Annotated in this window: 17 protein-coding genes; 1 reads left to right on the top strand and 16 read right to left on the bottom strand. The window is 48.4% G+C overall.

All coding sequences use genetic code 11. The features are described 5' to 3' along the window. Positions 1-12: 12 nt before the first annotated feature. From B5Z18_RS28510 to B5Z18_RS28470, 9 genes are all read right to left on the bottom strand, one after another. Positions 13-1521 (bottom strand): helix-hairpin-helix domain-containing protein, encoded by a 1509-nt coding sequence (locus tag B5Z18_RS28510; protein ID WP_079472952.1) that lies wholly within the window; start codon positions 1519-1521, stop codon positions 13-15. 13 nt (positions 1522-1534) lie between these two features. Beyond that, positions 1535-2938, bottom strand: a complete 1404-nt coding sequence (locus B5Z18_RS28505) for a PP2C family serine/threonine-protein phosphatase (protein ID WP_079472951.1) — start codon at positions 2936-2938, stop codon at positions 1535-1537. Between the two features lie 16 nt (positions 2939-2954). Further along, entirely contained in the window at positions 2955-4010 is a 1056-nt protein-coding gene (locus B5Z18_RS28500) for a TerY-C metal binding domain-containing protein (RefSeq protein WP_079472950.1), read from the bottom strand. Then, positions 4010-4639 (bottom strand): AIM24 family protein, encoded by a 630-nt coding sequence (locus tag B5Z18_RS28495; RefSeq protein WP_079472949.1) that lies wholly within the window; start codon positions 4637-4639, stop codon positions 4010-4012. The genes B5Z18_RS28500 and B5Z18_RS28495 overlap by 1 nt, the downstream gene beginning before the upstream one ends. Before the next feature lie 11 nt (positions 4640-4650). Further along, complete coding sequence (locus B5Z18_RS28490) at positions 4651-5286, bottom strand: vWA domain-containing protein (RefSeq protein ID WP_079472948.1); 636 nt, start codon at positions 5284-5286, stop codon at positions 4651-4653. Between the two features lie 17 nt (positions 5287-5303). Further along, the gene (locus B5Z18_RS28485; RefSeq protein ID WP_079472947.1) at positions 5304-5942 is read right to left on the bottom strand and encodes a vWA domain-containing protein; all 639 of its coding nucleotides are present in this window, start codon (positions 5940-5942) and stop codon (positions 5304-5306) included. Positions 5943-6044: 102 nt separating this feature from the next. Further along, positions 6045-6728, bottom strand: coding sequence for a TerD family protein (locus B5Z18_RS28480; RefSeq protein ID WP_079472946.1), 684 nt, complete (start codon positions 6726-6728; stop codon positions 6045-6047). A gap of 20 nt (positions 6729-6748) precedes the next feature. Then, on the bottom strand, positions 6749-7324 hold the full coding sequence (locus tag B5Z18_RS28475) for a TerD family protein (protein WP_079472945.1): 576 nt from the start codon (positions 7322-7324) through the stop codon (positions 6749-6751). Between the two features lie 104 nt (positions 7325-7428). Then, the gene (locus B5Z18_RS28470) at positions 7429-8259 is read right to left on the bottom strand and encodes an SGNH/GDSL hydrolase family protein (RefSeq protein WP_079472944.1); all 831 of its coding nucleotides are present in this window, start codon (positions 8257-8259) and stop codon (positions 7429-7431) included. A gap of 165 nt (positions 8260-8424) precedes the next feature. Between B5Z18_RS28470 and B5Z18_RS28465 the strand changes: the two genes are divergently transcribed. After that, positions 8425-8859: a DoxX family protein gene (locus tag B5Z18_RS28465; RefSeq protein WP_079472943.1), complete on the top strand. Its 435-nt coding sequence runs from the start codon at positions 8425-8427 to the stop codon at positions 8857-8859. A 1-nt stretch (position 8860) separates the two neighbouring features. Here B5Z18_RS28465 and B5Z18_RS28460 read toward each other — a convergent pair whose 3' ends face one another. The 7 genes from B5Z18_RS28460 to B5Z18_RS28420 form a co-directional block, all read right to left on the bottom strand. Next, positions 8861-9079 carry a DUF4287 domain-containing protein gene (locus B5Z18_RS28460; protein WP_079472942.1) on the bottom strand — a complete coding sequence of 73 codons (219 nt, stop codon included), beginning with the start codon at positions 9077-9079 and terminating at the stop codon, positions 8861-8863. A gap of 58 nt (positions 9080-9137) precedes the next feature. Further along, entirely contained in the window at positions 9138-9656 is a 519-nt protein-coding gene (locus tag B5Z18_RS28455) for a YybH family protein (protein WP_079472941.1), read from the bottom strand. Between the two features lie 176 nt (positions 9657-9832). Further along, positions 9833-11347, bottom strand: a complete 1515-nt coding sequence (locus B5Z18_RS28445; protein WP_079472939.1) for a SusD/RagB family nutrient-binding outer membrane lipoprotein — start codon at positions 11345-11347, stop codon at positions 9833-9835. 18 nt (positions 11348-11365) lie between these two features. Then, positions 11366-14941, bottom strand: a complete 3576-nt coding sequence (locus tag B5Z18_RS28440; RefSeq protein ID WP_079473126.1) for a SusC/RagA family TonB-linked outer membrane protein — start codon at positions 14939-14941, stop codon at positions 11366-11368. A 104-nt stretch (positions 14942-15045) separates the two neighbouring features. Next, entirely contained in the window at positions 15046-16236 is a 1191-nt protein-coding gene (locus tag B5Z18_RS28435) for a FecR family protein (RefSeq protein ID WP_079472938.1), read from the bottom strand. 80 nt (positions 16237-16316) lie between these two features. Further along, on the bottom strand, positions 16317-16847 hold the full coding sequence (locus tag B5Z18_RS28430; RefSeq protein ID WP_079472937.1) for an RNA polymerase sigma-70 factor: 531 nt from the start codon (positions 16845-16847) through the stop codon (positions 16317-16319). Positions 16848-17036: 189 nt separating this feature from the next. Next, a complete protein-coding gene (locus B5Z18_RS28420) occupies positions 17037-18092 on the bottom strand; it encodes a DUF2167 domain-containing protein (protein ID WP_079472935.1) in 1056 nt (351 codons plus the stop codon). Positions 18093-18338 lie beyond the last annotated feature (246 nt).

The following is an 18338-nucleotide window of genomic DNA, read 5'->3' as shown; positions in this document are numbered from 1 at the left end:
TTATATAGGTTTCTACTTGTTGGCAATTGTTATGATCACTACTCTTCCACCCTCTTCCCTCGACAGCAGCAGTCTTTTTCCATCCGTTAATTCCACCATGGCGCCGATGGGAATTTCTTTGTCTTCCGTAAGATCTTTTAAAGAAGTGAGCTGCTGGTTTACCAACACCCATTTTCCCTGGTGAAATACAAAATACCCGACCGGCACTTTTTGCGCGGCGGTGATTCTTTCATTGCGGATGGTATTCCTGTTTACGTGCCACTGGAACAGGTATTGATTATTATACACCATCAGCCGGTGGTTTTCCGGTTTCCATACCGTTGGCTTAAACTCGTAATAGAGGTCCAGCACGGGCAGGGTACCTTTATGCGGCGTGCCGCAGAAGGGGCATTTGGGAGAATGGGTATTATCAAAAACATACCATTTCTGTTCACAGGCCGCATTGCTGCAGGGCTGCATGAGGTCTGTTGTTTTTAACAACGCCTGTTCCCACATTTCTGCCGGCGGACGTTCGGTTGGCTGGTGCAAACCGGTTACAAACGCCTGGTAGAACAGCTCCTTCAGGTAAGGCCCTGTAATGGTGTATGGCAGCTTATTTACATCTGCCCAGGGCAATTCCTTCGGATTAACGTGATTCAGTTTTGGCCGGTTGGAAGTATCCTGCGGATGTTCAATAAACAGCGCCTTCTCTCCCATTGCCAGCAGGTCGTCTTTTTCTGCGTCGAGATCGTGGATCTTCCCTCCTTTCAAGGGATGACGGTATAAAAGATACATGTAGATCATTACCGCCAGTGCGTGCAGGTCGGTAAGGCGATTAGGCAGTTTCCTGCCCGGATCTTTCAGGTCCAGGTGTTTGGTGGCCAGTACTTCCGGTGCAATGAAATCGGCGGTGCCAATTACATCGGGTGGAAACAGGCCCGGTACCACGAGGCCATCAATATCAATGATGGTAGCCGATTTACTTACCGGGTCTACCAGCACATTTTTATACGACAGGTCGGAATGTGCGAGTCCGGCGGCGTGGAGGCGTTTCACGCCTCTTGAAATATTTACACCAATCTGGAAATAGCTTAACCAGTTGCCCAGTTCGGCTTCATCCAGGCGCAGGGTAAACTGTTTATTCCTGAATTTGGGTGAAGCAAACCATTTCCCTTCTTTTTCCTTTCCTTTAATCAGGTCGTTTGAGGCGTATCCCTTCTTGAAAAAAAAGTTAGCATGATAACACGGTACTACGAGTCCCACCTTTTTATCCGCTTCCACCATATCTGTGGGCCAGCAATAAAGAGCCCGGTAGTAGTCGCCGCCTTCGCGGTTAAAGAAGCTGTTATAGTAATCCGTTACAATTTTCCGTAACCGTTCTTTCGAAGCGTAGTCCTGCGCATCACGATAAAATGCCACCACGTATGATTTATCCGGGCTGAAGTAAACGTCCTTCATACCGCCACGCATAGGTTCTCCATTATCAACGTACTGATAACTTTTTCCTGCATTGATGACGGAATTCACCGTTTTTGTACTCATATAGTCCGCATACTTAACTGATGATCATTAAAGTTCTGTCGTCATGATTCCCGGGGCTCCAGAAGTCCATCCAGGCAGATAGCTGGTTGGCGGTTTCCGTTGTATGGCTGGCCAGGTCTACTTTTACGTTGTCATCGTTCTTTCCGCCGAGGTCTTCCAGCAGTGCTTTCCACTCTGTCAGCTTCTCCAGGTTGGCTTCTACTTCAAACTTGGGGTCATAAATACCGTCTGTCATCAGCATGAGGTACGAAAAATCCGGCACCAGCCTGAACCCGAAGCGGGTTGCAAATGTATCACTTTTAAAGATTTCCTGCATGGTAATAAACCGGGTTCCCCCGCTAAATTCCCCTACATCCAGGCGGTTCAGCAACGCAATATCTGAAAAGTCCTTATTTATCAAAGCAATGGGGCAGTCGCCTACGCCAAAGCTCATGATCACATAGCCTGATTCGTACTTTTTTAAAAGTACAAATATAAGTGTGGAATGAAGATCTTTCACTGGTGCGGCAGCGGTTGCAGCAAATTCTTCCAGCTTTTTATGTATGGTGAACGCTGCTTTGCCGAGGTTATCGTATACAAAGCGGGTGAGTTCTTTTTGTGTTTTATCGCCTGGGGCGGCAGTGTGTGTGGCGATCAGCGCATCAAATGTGCTTCTCAGTTCAGGCGTGAAGTGCTGTTCAAAGTATTCCACGATGCCGTTGCATGCGATCCTGGACCCTGCGCGCGACAGCCGCGCGCTGCCGGCGCCGTCTGAAACGACCAATACACTCCAGCCGGTGTCGGTGAAGTGTTTAAAGGCAAAATCATCTTCCCGGAAGCCGCCGGTATTGGCGTGTGAGCGGCCCCTTTTGGAGGCTGCCAGCAGATGCCGGTCGCCCAGCGGGGCATATATGGCTACATTGTCTTCTTTCCAGTAAGGATCGTTTTTATCGCTCTCCATATTTTTCCAGAGCGACTTTGGATTGGGGTTGATCACCAGCGGCACCTTTTTTTCGTTTGGTGCGGAGGCTTCGTCTTCCCCGTTGATGCGGTATTTCAGCGTGAGTTTAAAGTCGCCGCTTTTAACGGGTGTACCGCGGATCACCTTTGTTTCCGGGTCGTATTGCAGACCGGATTCCTCGAGCCCTTCGATATGGAAATAAGAAAAGTCGTTCCAGTTCAGCTGCGCGAAGTCCAGTTTCACCTCGTAAGGCTTTCCGGCAGTGGCATTCGGGATGCTGACGGGTTGTTGCTGAATGTCTGCTAACCGGTTTTTAAACTGCCAGGTATCCATTAGTAGCTTTTTATTTTCCATGATCAGCTTCACTGCCAGCCTGTTTTTCTCTTCGTTTACAAATGCGTCGAACAGGTGCTGCCGGTTAGTGCCAACCGTAATATTATTTGCTTTAAATAATTCCTGGATAAAGGATTTGTCCATGTTGATCTTTTGTCGGTTAGCCTTGTGCCCGGTTTACATCGAAACCGCCTTCGCTGGCGCCGTAGGCTGCGGTGTTGCCGCAGGTGGGGCAGGTACTGAGCTTTTCTTCGCCGATGCAATGGATCTGGCCACAGGAGCAGAGTGCAAATCCCCACTGGTTGCCGCAGCAGGGGCAGGTGGGATTGCCGATCAGTTCTTCACTGTTGATGCTGGTTGGTTTGGCGTTGCTATCGGACAGTTCGTGATAGGTTTTATCTACCTGGAACGCCCCTACCAGCCGGTAATACAGCCGGTTCAGGTTCAAACCGTATATTTCTGCGTCCTGTTCTGCGCGGCGGTATTTCATGAGATAGTCGCGTTGCATGTGCTGGCACTTCCCTACCATTACCACGAAGTTGCTGTCGGTATAACTGGCGGGAGGCAATGGTTTGGAGAGATCTATTTTCGACAATGTATCAGTGTCATGTATTTTCGACAGTTCAAATCCGGAAGCGTTTTTCTCTACGCTTTCGCTGCTGGTTTTGATTGAGTCGGTGATCCATTTGAAGAACTGTTTGTACGCCGCAGGAGAGCTGTTTTTAAAATGCACCACGTTTTCTGTCAGTTCTTTCAGCACGTTGGTATCTGCTTCGTTACCAAAGGAAACGGCCACCATATTGGCGGTGCGTTGCCAGTTCTGTTTCCATTCCGTGATCGCTGCAGTGGTATCGTCGGTAGGTACGCCATCTGTGAAAAGAAAGATGATGGGTTTCCAGTCGCCTTTCATATCATAGGTGGTTTTCACCTGGTTTTTTCTCAGTTCGTACATGAGGTGTCCCAGTCCCCTGCTTAAAGAGGTACCGCCGCCGATGGGAAAACGTGGCGGATAAAAGTTGATGATTTCCTGCAGGGGTACCAGTGTTTTTGCCTGGCCAGCGAAAACAATAATAGAGATCCACGCTGTTTCTATGGCGTAGGGATCTGTTTTCAGCGCCTGGATGATTTGTCCCAGGCCTTCTTCCACCTGTTGAATGGGTTCTCCTACCATTGATTCGGAGACGTCTATCAGGAAATAAACAGGAAGTCTTCTCATTATCCAAAATTTACGGAAGTGATATATACTGTACCCGGACCGGTAATTTTCAACATACTTAATCCTTCTCCTCCCAGGAGATTATTTCCTGAGAAATGTGACGACATCCGGTTTACCATATCTGCATTCATGCAGATGAAACTCTTTTCATCCACAAAAACGGTTTGTCCGGGTGCGAGGTCCAGCGTAATGGGTGTGCCAATCACATCTAAAAAAACAGTACAAAATCCTGTTATTTTCTGCATGATGAGGCCCGTGCCGCCAATGAGGGAGGTGAGGTTCATTTTTACATCAATATCAATTTTGTCGGAGGAGGCTACATACGCGCCTGCTTTACAAACAATGCCGGTGGTGACTTGCTTGAGATTAATGGGCAGCAGCCCTACTTTACCGGCTACCACCAGTTTGCGCGGATTGAGATTGGTATTGCACAGTTCTACCTGGAAAATACTTTCGCCGGTGAGTTTTCTTTTTATCAGTCCGGCTACGCCTTTATCGAATACGTTGACCTTTGAAGTAATTCCTTCTTCATGATAGATCAGTGCGCCTTTCTCACAGAAGAATTTCTCCTGTTGGGATAATTCTACTTCCAGACATTTAAAATCATGTCCGATCAATTTTACGTTCATTCTTTTTATTATCAGATGACTAAATTCACTTCATTGGGGGGCGGCGGCAGTGTTACCTGCTCGGTGGTGCCCATGCTTTTGTTTCCCTGTTCTATGGTGTCGGATACCCACTTAAAAAATTGTTTAAGTGTGGCGCTGTCGGCGGTATCGAGATGCACCACGGTATCTGTCAGTTCTTTGAGCATGCCGTTGTCTGCTGCTTTGCCTGCCGCGCAACCTACGATGGTGGCGAAGTTCAGCTCCTTTATCAGCGGGATCATTTTGCGGTACAGCTGCAGATCCGAGGGTTTACCATCGGTAAAAAGAAATAACAACGGGCGCCAGTCGCCTTTTTGTGTGGGGGTACCTTTGCGTACTTCGCTATTTACTTTTGCATGGAGGAATTCCAGTGCATAGCCGGTGTGCGTGGGGCCGCTCTGGGGGCAGGTAATTTCCGGCAGCTGGAAGTTGGCCAGTTCCACCAGTGGTGTCAGTTCTTTTACTTCCCGGTCGAAAGTGATGATGCTGAGCCACAGGGAATCCATTGCCTGGGGGTCCATCCGCAAAGTGTTTACCATGCCGCTCAGGGCGTTGTTGAGCGCCTGTATGGGTTCACCGTACATAGATCCGGAGGTATCCAATAAGAAAAAAACCGGTAATCGTCGCATATCAGTATTTTAATTTCTTACACCACGATATTCAGTTCTGCCGGTGGTGGCGGCAGTTCGTTTAAGCCTATTAATTCTTTGCCGGCATCTTCCACTTTTGTGGAGGTGACGCCGATAGAAGCGGTTACCCATGCAAAGAAGCGGGCGATGCTCTGACTGTCGGCAGTATCCAGGCTGAGTACATTATCCGTTATTTGTTTCAGGATAGCGGTATCGGCACCGGAGCCGGCGGCACAAGCGATTGTATAAGCTACTTTGCGTTGTTTAAATGCTGCCAGTCCGCTTTGCCAGCTATCGGTAGGAATGCCGTCCGTCATAATGAACACGAGTGGTTTCCAGTCGCCTTTCTTTTCCGTAGTGGTTTTGGCCACTTCATGATCGATGCAGTTGCTTACCAGCTGCAGGGCTTCTCCCAGTGCGGTAGTGCCGGTGGCTTTTATATCCACCATCTGGAAAGACGCAAGATCGGTAAGGGGTACTACCTGCCTTGCGGAACTATCGAAAGTGATGATGCTGATAAAGGCGGTTTCAATGGCCTGTGGGTTTTGGCGTAATGAGTTAATCATTATCTGTACACCATTTTTTACAGCCTCAATAGGTTCTCCATTCATAGAACCGGAAGTATCTAACAAAAGATACACGGGTAATCTTCTCATACTGCATTAATTTAATACCAGTGTTGGCATGTTGAAAATGGGTAACATTTCATCCTGCGTTTTCCGCAGGATGAAGGTATGCTGAATATAGGTTTTTTGTTATCAGGAATAGGTTAACTTTTTCAATTCATCCACAAAGCTATCGGATTGATGTGGAATACCAATGGCCCTGAATTTCCAGGCGCCATCTTTACGATAAATTTCCGCAAATGTCATGGAGCACATACCGTTGTAGGTGCTGTCGCCCGACAGGCTGAATTTTGCAATTTCCTTTCCCCGGTTGTCCACCGCGCGGATAAAGGCATTATCGATCATACCAAAGTGCTGGTTAGTGGCGCGGCCATTGTAGATGGTGACCATAAACAGGATCTTTTCGTATTTACTTTCCAGCTGATCCAGTTTGATGATAATTTGTTCATCATCGCCATCACCTGCGCCGGTGCGGTTATCGCCGGTTAACCAGATATTACCGGAAGGGTGGCGCATGGAATTGAAGAAGATCACATCTCCCTCAAACAATCCTACTGACCGGCCATCCCTTGTTTGAACGGTTCTGCCGAGATTAGCCACTTTGCCGCTGCTGTCCAGCAACATGGCTACTGCATCCAGGTCGTATTCTGCTTCTTTTTTTTCGCCGCCGAATAATTTTCCGAGGAAGCCTTCCTTGCTTTTTGTTTGCCGTACATCCCAGCCCAATCCGATAGTGACCGTTGATAAATCGAATTCTTCTCCTTTGTCGTTTTTACGGAGGTCGATAGTTTGACCTTTTACTAAATTGATAGCCATAGGTGGTAGTTTATCAGGGATTATTTAATAATCTGACCTTTGAAATATTTGGATAAGAAGTAAGCCAGATCTTCCCTGTAGCCAATACCGGATGCTTCAAATTTCCATTTACCATCTTTCAGGTAAAGACGGCCAAATTCCACGCCTGTTTCAATGGAGAAATCTTCTCCCAGTTCATACTTTGCAATTTCATTGCCGGAGCCTTCATCAACAACACGGATATACGAATCTCTTACCTGTCCGAAGTTTTGTCTTCTGCTGATGGCTTCATGGATGGTTACCACGAATAAAATTTCCCTTACGCGGGGATCTATTTTTGTGAGGTCTACCTGGATGGTTTCATCATCGCCATCGGCGCTGTTGCCGCCGGTAGGGTCATCGCCGGTGTGATGCAGCGCGCCATCGGGAGAATCAGTATTTCCGTAGAAGATAAAATATTCTTCCTGGAGAATGTGCCGGGTTTCATCGATCATAAATGCAGAGGCGTCCAGGTCGAAAGCCGAGCCTGTTCCTTCATTAGGATGCCAGCCTAAACCAATACTGATTTTTGAGAGGCCGATGTCGATCCTTTGTCCCTTTTGTAAGTTAATCGCCATTATTCAAAATTTAAACCAGGGGTAATATAGCATATTTATTTCAGACGATATATAGTGTTAATGTTATCAGCACTTAACCAACTTTTCAAGTGTCAGAAAGGAGGCTAATACCGCTTCATTATTTCCACCAGCATATCCGCAATTACGGCAAATCCTTTATCGGAAGGATGCAAACCATCGTACGTCATATCGATGGCGGAAACGGGATAAGGGTATTCGTCGGTGTCCGGATGAAAGGGAATGTCTTTATACTCCGGCCAGTGGTAGTCCTTGTATTCGCCGGTGGCAGGGTCTTTCAGGCGTTTATACTTCACCATATTTTCCAGGGTGATACCGCTGTTATGATACAGGTCTAATTTATCGAAGTGTTCGTAGCCGGCAATAGAATCGATGGCAGCCACCACCTGTGAAAGCTGCTGCCCCTTCTTTTCTTTGTAAGAGCCCCAGGCGTTGTTATGCATATCGGCGATGTATACAAAATCGCCGCGTTGCAGCGGGGTGATCAGGATGATGTGCGCGTTTTTATTCAGCGACTTCAGCTTATCAATGATGGTCCGGAATGCGCCGTACACGGTGCTGTTGCCGGTTTTATGAAGATAGTCGGAGAAAGTACCAACCGGACGGCCGCCCCACCAGTCGTTGGTACCGAGGAATACAGAGTATACATCTGCTTTTACGAGATCCAGTTTTTCAATGGCATCGGCGATACCGCCGGAAGTCCAGCCGTTATAGCCTTTATTGATGTACTGTATATCCGGGAGCTTTTCTGTTACGCGGGTCAGGTATCCTTTGGTGATCCTGTTCCCGGTTTCATCGGGGTGTTCATTCAGATACGTAATAGAGTCCCCGATGGCCACCCAGGTGATTTTCCGGGGCGTAAAAGCGGTAACGGCCACTATTGCAGCGATGAGCAGGACCGGCAACCATTTCTTCATAATAACATTTTTTTGATCCCTGAAAATAGTAAATAGCGGGGAGATTTACAGACCGGGTAACGATAATGGATATACGGAAGTTCGCTGGACTATCCCCTGATTATAAACTGGACTACCTGCAGCAGCGGAATCTGCGTTATTTTTGCCTGTCAAAAATACCAGGCGATGAATATTAAACAGGATCTCATTCAGCTCTTTTTGCGGGTGGCGTTAGGCGCCAGTTATTTGTGCGCGGGGCTCGACAGATTCGGCGTGTGGGGCCCTCCGGGTGCGCCTAATATCGGCTGGGGCGACTGGCAGCATTTCATGCAGTATGCACACAAGCTGATGTTCTTTCTCCCCTACTCCGTAGCGGAAATCTTTGCCGCATTGGCATCGGGCTTAGAAATACTTTTTGCGGTAATGCTGATCGCGGGCTTTTGGACACGATGGGCGGCCATTGGCAGCGGTGTTTTGTTACTGGGATTTGCACTGGCCATGACCGTAGCGCTGGGTGTAGCCGCGCCATTGAATTATTCTGTATTCACCGCCAGTGCCGGCAGCTTTTTATTATCTACCTTACCTGCATACCGCTGGAGTGTAGATCAGCTGCGGAGATGAATCAATCCCGCTTTCCTTTGAAGTATGCGAATATCGCCATCGCATGACCGTGGCCCAGTTCATATTCTTCTTTCAGCCAGTTTACAATTTCGCCGGCTTTTACTTTTGGATCCAGTTCCCCGTTTTGCAGGAACTTTTTCTTCTCTGCCAGCTTTTTAAAATCGTCACCTGTTTTGCCGGTTTTCGCTTTGATATTGTCTAAATAAGCCTGGAATGACATAACACCTGTTTTTTGTTTTGAATAATCTTGTAAGATGTATCTCTTAAAACAAAATTATTCATTCCGGAGCATACTCCGGGGGTGTAGTTCCGACAATCCAGGGGGCTATTTGCGGCTTCTTTTCGTCGGGCTTCTTTTTTACAGACCCCATGATCCACCTGGCCAGCCAGTTCATTTTCTTTATGCGGCAATTGTGAAAGGCGGACATCTGCCATTGTCCTTCGGGGCTTTTCACCCATACGGTGGTGTTCACCGACTGACGGCTTTCCGGTACTCTTTTCTGCCAGCGGAAACGGATAGCGCCGGTGGCTACCACGATGGCTACATTTTCATTCAGAAAACGTACCTGTTCAATGTGTCCATGTAACCGCGCACCCCTGAACATAAAGTTGTTCATCAGCCGCTCATGCAGCGTGATGTATTCCTCCCGCCCTTTTAAGTGCATGCCGTTAAAGGTAATGTAGTCGCAATCTTCCGTGAGGTACACGGAAGCCCCGCGGAAATCCAGCGTACGGAAGGAGTGATAGATGGCGTTGTTCGCCTGCGTGATCGCATTAATTTCATATGCCTGGTTCATACGATAGCTGTTTAGATATGAATACGAAAATAGGCAGCCGGGCTACTGCAGCATAGTTAAAATGGGTTAATGACAGTATCATGCCGGTAAAAACAACTTTTTTACCGGTAAAGCGGCGGGTGGGGCAATAAAAAAGGGCCGCCTGTAAAAGACGACCCTTCTCTATCATTCACTATCTATTTCTTCTGATCCCACCAAACCTTCGACAGGTAGGAATCTCCATTGCTTAAACCGGACACGGCAGCCTTATAATTATCTGTATTCAGCAACGCTTCCAGCGATGAGTATACCGCCCTGCGGGGAATGGTACCATTGGTAGATCCCTGGTTGGGCCCCGGTGTTAAAACGGGGTAGCCCGTGCGGCGCCATTCAGCATAAGCTTCATAGTCACGGCCAAATAACAGGATCCATTTCTGGGTCATGATCTTCTCCAGCTGTTTTTCTGACGTAAGTCCGGCGAGTGAAAACTCCGCATCAATATACGCCTGCGGAATGGTGGTAATATTGTACGGTTGCATGGCCATTGCCGCCCTGATACCATCCTGGTAAAATTTCTCCGCCTCTGCCGGTGTGGCGCCCCATCCCATCAACGCCGCTTCTGCCTTGAAGAAACATACATCTGCATACGTGAATACATATACAGGGATAGGCGTAGCCAATGTTTTATTAAAGTAGGTAGTCATGGAAGCGGTAGAGTAATCATCCTTGATGATGCCGGACAACAACGCATCGGTTAATGCCACGCCAATACCTTTGTACACGGGCGTTCCACTGTTTCTTGAATTTACGGTAGGCGCCGCAATAAAGGTAAGGCGGGGATCATGCTTATCATTCAGCGTAGCCACAAAAGCCGATGCCAGGTAACGCAGATCGGGGCTGCCGCTGATAAACTGCGCCAGGATAGGGTTTGCGTTGGTGGTTTGTGCGTCGTTGAAAGTAGGTACAGCGGCATTGTCTTTATTATCTGAAAAAAGCGGCTGACTCATCGCTTCGCGCACCGTTTTTTCTGCCAGCTGCGGCGCGGCATATTTAATGCGCATGCCTAAACGGAGTTTCAGTGAGTTACCGAATTTCTTCCAGTTATCGGTAGCGCCTTTGTAATAGAAATCGGCATTGCCGTACGATACGTCGCTGGCATTGATACTGGCAATAGCGGCATCAAGGTCGGCAATGAGGTGTTCATAAACCGACTGCTGGCTATCGTACACCGGTTTGTTGTTTACGTCGGTAGCATCTTCTGTTGTTTGCGAAAATGGTACGGCGCCAAAAAGATCCGTTAACCGTTGCCATATAAATATTTCGAGGATGCGAGCAATAGCGAGCTTCGTTCTTCCTGTGGGATCATTTTCTTTTCCTTTCAATGCCTGGTTGCGGATCTGGCCGAGGTTGCGCAGCAAGGTATAATGCGCCGCCCACATGTTATTATCCGGCTGTTGAATGTAGCGGGAAGTAGGCGCCACCAGGCCACCGGCCCAGTATTGCACCCAGGACCCTACCTGTATATTGGCGGTTTCTGTGCCTTCAGAAAAGGCCGCATCTTTCTGTACTTTCGACAACAACAGGGCGGGATCAATGTTGGTAACCGTTGTTGGCGGCGTGTTTAAATCGCTGAAGTTTTTGGTACAGCCGCCCAGTAACAGCCCCGCAGTTAACACCAGCACTTTTCTATATATCGATGATTTGTTTTTCATATGCTTCGTTTTTACAGATTAAAGATCCAGGCTTACGTTCACACCAAAGCTCCGCATCATCGGCAGCGCCGTTGATTCCAGGCCGAGGGAAGAGTTGTTTACGTTGAAGGAAGAGGCTTCGGGAGAGAAGCCATCTGTCTTCCGCTGGAAGTAAAAAAGATTCCTGCCATAAATGCCTACATTCATTCTGCGGATAATTTTACCGGAGAATAATTTCGACGGCAGCGCGTAACTCAAACTGATTTCCCGCATGGCTACATAGCTGGCATCGTTCATCATTTCTTCCGACACCACGTTTTCTTTATCGCTCGCCACTACGTTCCAGTAGTCCTGTGCCATTACTTTCATGGTATTTTCTTTACCGGTGCTAACCCAGTTGCCGCTGCTGTTTTTCTCTGCAATCATACCGGAAGCAACATAGCTGCCATCCCTGCCGGCCAGCGTTTTCTTTGTGGTGCCATAGATCAGCTCTTCGCGGTTGCTTTGGGAATATACCAGTCCGCCCTGGCGGATATCCACCAATGCTGCTAAGGCAAAGCCTTTGTAACGGAAGGTGTTGGCGAAACCGCCGGTCCAGTCGGGCATGGCATTTCCCAGCTCTGTGAGCTGGCGGCCCTGCGTGCGCAGTGGCAAACCTGTAGCCGGATCTATCAGCCGGTTGCCGGCTTCATCTTTCAGCCAGGCGAAGCCGGTTCCGATCATGGTGCCGAAAGGCTTACCTGGTGCAGCAATTACGTTGATCCCCCTGTCGCTGCCCAATACAAATGTTTCCACTCCTTCGGTCAGCGATACCACTTCATTTTTGTTGCGGGAAAAAGTAAAGGTGCTTTCCCAGGTAAATCCATTCGCCAGCTTCACTGGTGTTCCGTTTAACGATAGTTCGATTCCCTTGTTCCGGATTTCACCGGCATTGATCCTGCGCGCTTCGAATTTGCTGGAAGGCGGTAAGGGCACATCCAGGATCTGGTTTTTCGTAGCGGCGTTATAGTAAGTAAAGCTGATGCCCAGGCGATTATTCAGGAGACGTACATCGGTACCAAATTCCACCGAGGTAGTCAGTTCATTTTTCAGGTTAGGGTCCGGGATGATGGAGGTAAACGCGGCCAGCGGCTGACCGCCATGTGTGAACTGATCCAGGCTGTAGGCGCCGGTGAGCTGGTAAGGATTACCGGAGCTGCCGGCCTGCGCCAGTGATCCGCGCAGCTTCCAGAAACTTACGATATTGCTGTTCATCTTCAGCAGATCAGTCATAATTAAACTGGTGCTCACAGAAGGATAAAAGAAAGAATTATTACTGGCAGATAAAGTAGATGACCAGTCGTTTCGTGCGGAGAAATCCACAAACCAGTAGTTCCGGAAGGCCAGCTGCCCGAAGCCATACACGGAGTTGATTTCAGATTCCTGTAAGTCGAAAAGATAGGAATTGGTCAGCGTGTTATTGATCACGTGCAGGTCCGGCACAATAAATTCTTTCCCGGTGTTGCCGGTCATGCGCATAAACTTTTTCTGGTGACTGGCGCCTGCATTCAGCCCCAGGGTGAAGTCCTTGCTCAGTTCCAGGTTACCGTTCAGCAATACATCATAGTTATCTTCCCGTACTCTTATTACCCGGTCTTCAATATCACCATTCCTGTTCTGGCTCTGGTAAGTGCCTTTGGCTCTCCAGCGCAGGCGTTCTTCTGTATAAAAATCGGTACCGCCGCGGGCTGTTAATTTCAGCCATTTATTAAAATCGTACGACAACCGCAGCATGCCCAGGAGCCTGTCGCGGTGATCAGTATTTTGTGTTTTATGAATGGTCCAGTAAGGATTGGCGGTAGAACTGTTGGTAGCGTATGTTTTCTCCAGTCCGGGTGTTACGCCGCTGTAGCCAAATTGCCGGGCCACGTCCTGGGCGGTCCAGGTGTAATCTGCAAGGATACTCAACGGCATGCTCCGCGGCTGACTGATAAACAGGTAAGCCGGATTATCGGATGCATCGGAAAGTGTAGGCCTGTTTTTACCTTTCTGGGAGATGTAGTTCAGCTTTGCATCCAACTGTAATTTAGGCGTAATAGACGCCTGTGTGCGGAGGGTAAATGTGTTCCTGTCCAGCGTATTGGTGGGTACATATCCGTTTACGTGCGTGTTGGAATAAGAGAAGCGGTAGTTCACTTTATCGTTTCCACCATCCGCGGCGATGTTATTAACGAACTGTTTTTCCTGGTTAAAAAAATCTTTATAGGTGTTAGGTTGCGGCGTTAGCTTCAATACGTTTCCCCACTGGTCTTCATACTCCTGCCCTTCCATCTTTGCGCCCCAGCTGCTGCGGGCGATCCTGTCGCGGCCGGCGCTCATTTTAGGCATGCCCTGCAAGCCTTGCGCTTTGGCCTGCGCCATCGTATATACCTTACCATCTGTAGCGCGGAAGTGCGTAAAATCACCGTTCAGGCCCTGTCCATATTCATCCTGGAAATCGGGTGTTACCAGTGCGTTGCCGATGGCGTAATCGCTGCTGAACTTCAGCCCGATACCTTTGCGGGAGCTGCCGGATTTGGTGGTGATGAGCACTACGCCGTTGCTGCCGCGCTGGCCGTACAATGCCGCAGCATTCGGGCCTTTCAGGATGGAAATGCTTTCAATATCTTCCTGGTTAATATTGGAGATGCCATCGCCATAGTCCACACCGCCGGTGCTGCCGGCAGCGCCGATGTTCTGGTTATCGAGGGGCACTCCGTCTACAACATACAGCGGCTGACTGTTGCCCTGCAAAGAGTTGTTTCCGCGGATCAGGATCTTGGAAGATCCGCCGGCGCCGGAGGCAGGCTGACTCACCTGTACACCGGCCACTTTACCGGATAAGGCGTTGGCCACATTTACTTCTTTCCCTTCCGACAGGTCGGCGCCTTTCAGCTCTGCTACGGTATATCCGAGCGATTTACTTTCGCGTTTAATACCCAGCGCCGTTACCACTACCTCCGACAAGCCCTTTGAGCTTTCTGTTAATTTTACATCCAGCGTGGTGTTGCCGGCGGTTTCCACGCGTTGTTTGTTAAACCCGATAAAGGAGAATAACAACGCATTAGCGCCGGATGGCAGCTGGATGCTGTATTTTCCCGTAGCATCTGTTACGGCACCTCTTGCGGAACCTTCTACTGTAACGGTTACACCGGGCAGCGGCACGCCTTTTTCATCGGTTACCCTGCCGGTGATCAGTGTATCTGCTACCAATTCCGAAGTGGATTTTTTCACCGGCACTTCCTTCAGGGTGATGGTGCGGTCGATGATTTTATATTCCAGCGGCTGGCCTGCCAGACATTGATTCAGTACCGCAGTTACTTCCGCATCCTTTACATTTAAAGAAACGGGCGTGGTATTTTTCAGGATATCGTTGTTGTACAAAAAGTAATAGCCGGTTTGTTGTTTGATGGCGTCAAACACCTGCTGTAACGGTACTTTCTTTACCGACAACGTAATTTTCTGCGCGTAAGCAGTGGCTGCGGCACTTAATGCGAAAAGGAAAAGCAGCAGGGTGGTCAGCTTTAAGGCCACCTTCGTTTTTACAGGCAATGGGAGTAGTATACCCCGCCCGAAAGCGGAAATAAATCTTTTCATCATCGGTTTAATTTTTAATTAATAGCGATTGATTCGTTTAAATTCTGGTCTTTGTTTATTACAGGTACTTATATTTCGTGCATCCGTTCCAGTTATAACTGATTTTATTTCGACAGTGTTATAGTAACGTCTTTTCCATTTACCCTGAAGTTGGCGCCGCTCACGAAGTTGAGCATTTCCAGCACCTGCGATAACTTAGCCTGACGGCTGATATTACCGCTGATAAGTTTTGCGGGCAGCGGACCTTCGTAGTGAACATCCAGGTCGTACCAGCGGGCCACCTGCTCCATAATTTCCCGGAAATCATCATCTTTAAAAAAGAAGATCCCTTCTTTCCAGGCGATGGCTTTTTCGGTATCTGCTGCGGAGATACGTACCTGGTCGCCCTGTACATTGGCCTGCTGACCTGGCGCCAGCTGCCAGGAGCGTTTATCCTTTACCTGGATTTTTACCGCGCCGGTGATCAGCGTGGTTTTCACCACTTTGCTGTAGGCGCCTACGTTAAAGTGGGTGCCCAGTACCAGTACTTCCATGTTCTGCACCATTACCCGGAAAGGTTTATCCGGACTGGCGGCCACTTCAAAATATCCTTCACCGGTGAGTTCCACACGGCGTTCACCATTGGTGAAGTGTACCGGGAATCGCAGGGAGGATGCGGCGTTAAGCCATACACGTGTGCCGTCTTCCAGCGTGAGCTGGTATTGCCCGGCCTTTGCGGTAGACAAGGTATTGAATAACGCAGCCGTGTGCGGTTCATTTGTTTTATTGTATACAAGGCCGCCTGATTGCTGTGCAATAGTGGTTCCATCTTCCTCTTTGATGGCTCCTTCGGGCTGATTGCCCAGGTGTATGGTTTTCCCGTTGCCCAGTTGCAGCGTGGCGTTGTTGCTGCCGGGGAGTACGTCGTTTTTTATTGGAGGGGAAGTGGCCGCCATCATTTTTACGGGCTTTGTTTCCGTTGTGCGCCAGTTGTAGGCAAGGATCACGCCTCCCAGTATGGCGGCAGCGGCGGCCGTCCACCCGACGAGGCGGCGCCATGCTATGCTCCTGCCGGAAGTGGCCGGGGTGGCGCGGGCCAGCACGGACTGCCAGTCGGCATCCACATCGATGGCCTCATGAAACGCCAGTGCATCACGCAGGGATTCCTGATCTTTCAGGGACGCCAGCAGCTGCTGATGCCGCACATCCTTTTCCAGCCAGGCTTCCAGCTCCCGCTGTTCCGCTGTGGTAGCCTGTTCCCGGAGATATTTTAAAATTAAGTCGGCGTATTTATACAGATCCTGGTTTTGCTCCATAAAGGTTGCTTACCAGGTAAAGAAACGCGGGATGAAAAAAGGGGTGAAAGAAATAATAATATTTTTTTTGAGAGAAGGGTTTACAGGAATAGCACGGCGTAGATTTCGGGGTTAAGACGTTGTCTTAACAGGTGTAGTCCCCTTTTCTTTTGCGTTTTAACGGTATTAATGCTGATGTTCAGCTGGTCGGCGATTTCCTGGTTTTTGAGCCCGGAGATATAGCCCATCCTGATAATCACCTGGCAGGCTTCCGGCAATGTTTCCAGTGCGCGGTTAATTTCCCCGATCACTTCAGACCGGATCATTGTTAATATAACAGAAGGATCGTTTTCAGCCATTCCTTCCTGTGCTGCCGCAAATTTCTCCACTACTTTTTCATGCCGGATAGCATTTAAACAGGCGTTACGCACGGTGCTATACAGGAAATTTTTGATTGCCACGGGATGCGCGGTCACCTGCCCCTGTTGCCCCAGGTAGCTTACAAAGGCTTCCTGGGCAATATCCCTGGCTTTGTCTTTATCACCGGTAAACTGAAAGGCAAAGTAGCAAAGCCTGGTATAGTAAGTTTTGAAAAGTATGGCTGGCTCCAGTGCTTCGGATGGCGTTGACATAAAATATACCTTTCGTGATCAATTCTGACAATCCGGAAACCATAGATAATGGCATCTCACCGGAAAAAATAAGACATTTATTCCGAAAAAACCAGGAAAACAATATTTGCGCCTGCCAGTGGGCATTGGGCATTAAAAAAGGCCTGCGTATGATGCAGGCCTTCTCATTTATGCTTATGATGATATTAATCACGATTTATCTCCCGGATTATTATCCGCTGGCGTAGCATCAGCCGGAGTGTCAGCCACCTGCTCTCCGGCATCATCTGGTGCTGTATGATCATCTGTAACCGTATTAAAAACAACACTTTCCTTCTCTTCTTTCTTCCGGCTGAACATCCGTCTGAAAAAACCGATAAGCGCCACAAACCCGATAGCAATAAACTTCCATCCGGCCGCCAGGTACTTTAACAGGATAGCAAAGAACCCAACTTTTGCCAGCAATTTACCCGCTACGAGGCCGCCGATAGACCATGCCGCCACGTTATCCACTTTCGGATCAAAATCGAAATAGGTGTTGCCCTGTGTGAAAGTGGCCATGTGTAACACTTTGCTGATATCCGCCTTTACCACCGGGAGTTCACTCATCTTACAAACAGCATTCAGCGACAATACACCATGACGCCCCAGGATACGGATCTCGTAATTCAGCGTATGACCGCCTTCCTGGTCATCGAAACGGATTTCCTTTGCCCAGTGCAGTACTTTATTTTTTTTATCGTAGAAAGGCTGCTGCGCCCATCCAATCAGATGGATGCCGGCGTAGCCCTGTTTGGCGCGTTCTTCATTGGTTTCCTTCTCTCCTTCCTGCATTCCTTTCATCATTTCATTGTAGTCAATCTTTTCAGCGTCGTCATCTTTTACATAGCCGATGTCCTCAAATTCGATGATAAAAGCATAACTGCTGTCCGCAAACGGATCAGAGTTTTCCGGAAAAATCATTCCCAGCGTATTATTGGCATTTTCCGGCGGATTGCCCCAGAGCGTGGTGAGCACATACTGGCTTTTTTCCTTGTTCAGGAACTTAAAACCAGCAGGTACATTAATTTCTACTTTCCCACCCGGCAACAGGATAGTGCCTTTCTCATACTTAAAAGATTTGTTTACAGAGTCAACATAATTATCAAGCTCTTTCTGGTAAAGCTCCGTTGAATCTTCAATGGGAGCGGCTTTGGGGATAGCCGGGGTTGCATACAAACCCAGGGCTGCCAACAGCAACCCTGACAGGTACAGGTACTTGAACATAGTTATTATTATTTACGGGGACCAATTTGCGATAAATATTTCATATCCGGAAGAAAGGGGGGAATATTACAACTAATGTTGGAGCGGGGCTTGATCTTACAGTCATCTCCCAAGCCATTTACCTAATATTATTATTTTTTTTTGCTTTCTGAAACAATTACTTAATTTAGTTTACCTGAATATGTGAAACGCCAACTGCGTAACCTGGAAAACCGTAAACCAAAATCTGTCGATTCTTACTGTCTT

The organism is Chitinophaga ginsengisegetis (assembly GCF_900168065.1).
In the GTDB taxonomy this organism is placed as follows: Bacteria; Bacteroidota; Bacteroidia; order Chitinophagales; family Chitinophagaceae; genus Chitinophaga; species Chitinophaga ginsengisegetis.
The sequence above is the reverse complement of the archived record's forward strand: the minus strand, read 5'-3'. Positions and strand labels throughout refer to the sequence as shown.

Excerpts from the sequence above, each read along its gene's own strand:
- B5Z18_RS28475 (WP_079472945.1), bottom strand. The coding sequence starts at position 7,324 with ATGGCGATTAACTTACAAAAGGGACAAAGGATCGACATCGGCCTCTCA.
- B5Z18_RS28490 (WP_079472948.1), bottom strand. The coding sequence starts at position 5,286 with ATGCGACGATTACCGGTTTTTTTCTTATTGGATACCTCCGGATCTATG.
- B5Z18_RS28510 (WP_079472952.1), bottom strand. The coding sequence starts at position 1,521 with ATGAGTACAAAAACGGTGAATTCCGTCATCAATGCAGGAAAAAGTTAT.
- B5Z18_RS28445 (WP_079472939.1), bottom strand. The coding sequence starts at position 11,347 with ATGAAAAACAAATCATCGATATATAGAAAAGTGCTGGTGTTAACTGCG.
- B5Z18_RS28435 (WP_079472938.1), bottom strand. The coding sequence starts at position 16,236 with ATGGAGCAAAACCAGGATCTGTATAAATACGCCGACTTAATTTTAAAA.
- B5Z18_RS28460 (WP_079472942.1), bottom strand. The coding sequence starts at position 9,079 with ATGTCATTCCAGGCTTATTTAGACAATATCAAAGCGAAAACCGGCAAA.
- B5Z18_RS28420 (WP_079472935.1), bottom strand. The coding sequence starts at position 18,092 with ATGTTCAAGTACCTGTACCTGTCAGGGTTGCTGTTGGCAGCCCTGGGT.
- B5Z18_RS28505 (WP_079472951.1), bottom strand. The coding sequence starts at position 2,938 with ATGGACAAATCCTTTATCCAGGAATTATTTAAAGCAAATAATATTACG.
- B5Z18_RS28485 (WP_079472947.1), bottom strand. The coding sequence starts at position 5,942 with ATGAGAAGATTACCCGTGTATCTTTTGTTAGATACTTCCGGTTCTATG.
- B5Z18_RS28495 (WP_079472949.1), bottom strand. The coding sequence starts at position 4,639 with ATGAACGTAAAATTGATCGGACATGATTTTAAATGTCTGGAAGTAGAA.
- B5Z18_RS28470 (WP_079472944.1), bottom strand. The coding sequence starts at position 8,259 with ATGAAGAAATGGTTGCCGGTCCTGCTCATCGCTGCAATAGTGGCCGTT.
- B5Z18_RS28500 (WP_079472950.1), bottom strand. The coding sequence starts at position 4,010 with ATGAGAAGACTTCCTGTTTATTTCCTGATAGACGTCTCCGAATCAATG.
- B5Z18_RS28430 (WP_079472937.1), bottom strand. The coding sequence starts at position 16,847 with ATGTCAACGCCATCCGAAGCACTGGAGCCAGCCATACTTTTCAAAACT.
- B5Z18_RS28480 (WP_079472946.1), bottom strand. The coding sequence starts at position 6,728 with ATGGCTATCAATTTAGTAAAAGGTCAAACTATCGACCTCCGTAAAAAC.
- B5Z18_RS28465 (WP_079472943.1), top strand. The coding sequence starts at position 8,425 with ATGAATATTAAACAGGATCTCATTCAGCTCTTTTTGCGGGTGGCGTTA.
- B5Z18_RS28455 (WP_079472941.1), bottom strand. The coding sequence starts at position 9,656 with ATGAACCAGGCATATGAAATTAATGCGATCACGCAGGCGAACAACGCC.
- B5Z18_RS28440 (WP_079473126.1), bottom strand. The coding sequence starts at position 14,941 with ATGAAAAGATTTATTTCCGCTTTCGGGCGGGGTATACTACTCCCATTG.